At 36.9% G+C, this 1831-nt stretch carries 3 protein-coding genes; all 3 read left to right on the top strand.

Annotated features, from left to right (window positions below):
- Window positions 1–726 (top strand): hypothetical protein (locus BTHERMOSOX_RS10850; protein WP_171004695.1); only part of this gene is annotated, 726 nt, incomplete at its 5' end.
- A gap of 19 nt (window positions 727–745) precedes the next feature.
- On the top strand, window positions 746–997 hold the full coding sequence (locus BTHERMOSOX_RS10845) for a hypothetical protein (protein WP_138121147.1): 252 nt from the start codon (window positions 746–748) through the stop codon (window positions 995–997).
- A 79-nt stretch (window positions 998–1076) separates the two neighbouring features.
- On the top strand, window positions 1077–1831 hold a 755-nt coding region (locus BTHERMOSOX_RS10840; RefSeq protein ID WP_138121146.1), incomplete at its 3' end, for a hypothetical protein.

Raw genomic sequence — 1831 nt, 5'->3', positions numbered from 1 at the left:
TATATTGATCATCAAAATAGTCAGAGTGACCCGTCTGAAAAAAAGCTTTATGTGTATGATAAGGCAGTCACAGACTTTCATTGGTGGGCAAAACAAAAAAGCCATCAAAACTACATGATATCTGTTTTAAAAGAAAATTCAGTGGCTACTTGGATTGAACCCATAGGCTTTGATGCCAATAACCCTATCAACACGGGCATTGAAGATTACAGTATTTATGAAAACCAAGGCGTAAGATTTAATGTTTTACATTACCGTGACCCCGAAACACAAAAATTGCATCGTTTTGTATCGACGTTACCGAAATCAATAAACCCGGGTACGATTGCTATCCTGTATTACAAACGCTGGACCATTGAAAAAGCCTACAATAACAGTAAAAGTGACCTGAAAGAAAAAAAGGCTTGGTCTTCTTCGGTTAAATCACTCAATAATCAAATGCGCCTCACCACCATGACTTATAATTTAATGCGTGTTTGTGAAGAAATTTCAAAAATACAAGATCCTAAGTTGGTTCATCCCTCGGATAAAAAATATACTAAATCTCTTGAAAAAAGGCAGGAAAGAGCCAAGAATAAGGGTGGCTTTGTTAATCCATTATTGTTTTTGGAAAGAATTGCACGTATCAGCTCATATACCATTCGAGCCGTTCAAAACGCAATTATCACAGGAAAGCCTCTGGCCGACCTGATGTGTGCTTTGATGGCTCGGTTAGTTCCTGGATAGAGCTAATAGGGGAACACTGATGGATGAATTATATGACTGGGCAGAATTAAAATATCCAGAATATTTCCCTACACATCAGGACTCTTTTTATATACAAGGGTACTATGCACGATTTTATCAGGTAACTGATGTTTATATTGGGTCTTTAGAAGGAAGTCTTTATGTTTACGGGGCCCAGTTCGGTGGATTGCTAGAACTCGGAGAGCTAAGTCACTGGGTAAAGGAAATGAAAGCTGAGCAAATGGCCACGGAGGAAATGGATAATATTTAAAACCATAGATTAGTTGTAAATGTTTCATCAAACGGCGCTTTTTTTAAAGCGCCATTTAATTACTTATAGGATATGAATTATGAACTTTAAAAAAATAACAGCCTCGTCTCTCCTGCTTGCTGGTATAGCAATGTCACCGCATGCCTTGGCAGCACAGTCTTTTGATGGGCACACGATTAATGTAGCATTTGAAATATGGGATGGTGATGATGTATCTAACTTGCTTGAAATTACAAATGATAAAGATGTTCTGGCTAGTGACTCGACTTATCCTGATAAGACAGATTTTTATGTTTCTTCTCCAGACGTAGATTATTTTGATTGGGACATAGATTTTAACCAGAATGTCATTGAAATGACTTATGCATCTATTGAAGCTAACGACTATGATTATGAATACTCTTACATCGAGTCAAAAGGCTTTCATTTTCAGGATACTGAGAATAGCTTGCCTGACATTATCAATGTAACTGTGGATGCGAAGTTTGCCCCAGATGATTTTGATCCAAACTTAGTTACTTTTGATGCGAATAATATCTATGTTAATTTGAAAGGATCGTCATGTGTTAATCCATCCATATTAATCACCGGCAATTGGAGCCTTATTCCCGGGTGTGATAATCCATTGAGTCCCACTGGCTTTAACAATCAAATCAAGCTAAAAGTTGAGTTTGCTTCCGATGGAACTAATGATATTGTAACTATTGATAAATTATATGACTGGGCAGAATCAAAATATCCAGAATATTTCCCTACACATCAGGACTCTTTTTATATACAAGGGTACTATGCACGATTTTATCAGGGAACTGATGTTTATATCGGGTCTTTAAA

The sequence above is a fragment of the Bathymodiolus heckerae thiotrophic gill symbiont genome, from assembly GCF_900128515.1.
Taxonomy (GTDB): Bacteria; Pseudomonadota; Gammaproteobacteria; order PS1; family Pseudothioglobaceae; genus Thioglobus_A.
Note: the sequence above shows the minus strand (reverse complement) of the source record. Positions and strands in the feature narration are given on the sequence as shown.

Excerpts from the sequence above, each read along its gene's own strand:
- BTHERMOSOX_RS10845 (WP_138121147.1), top strand. The coding sequence starts at position 746 with ATGGATGAATTATATGACTGGGCAGAATTAAAATATCCAGAATATTTC.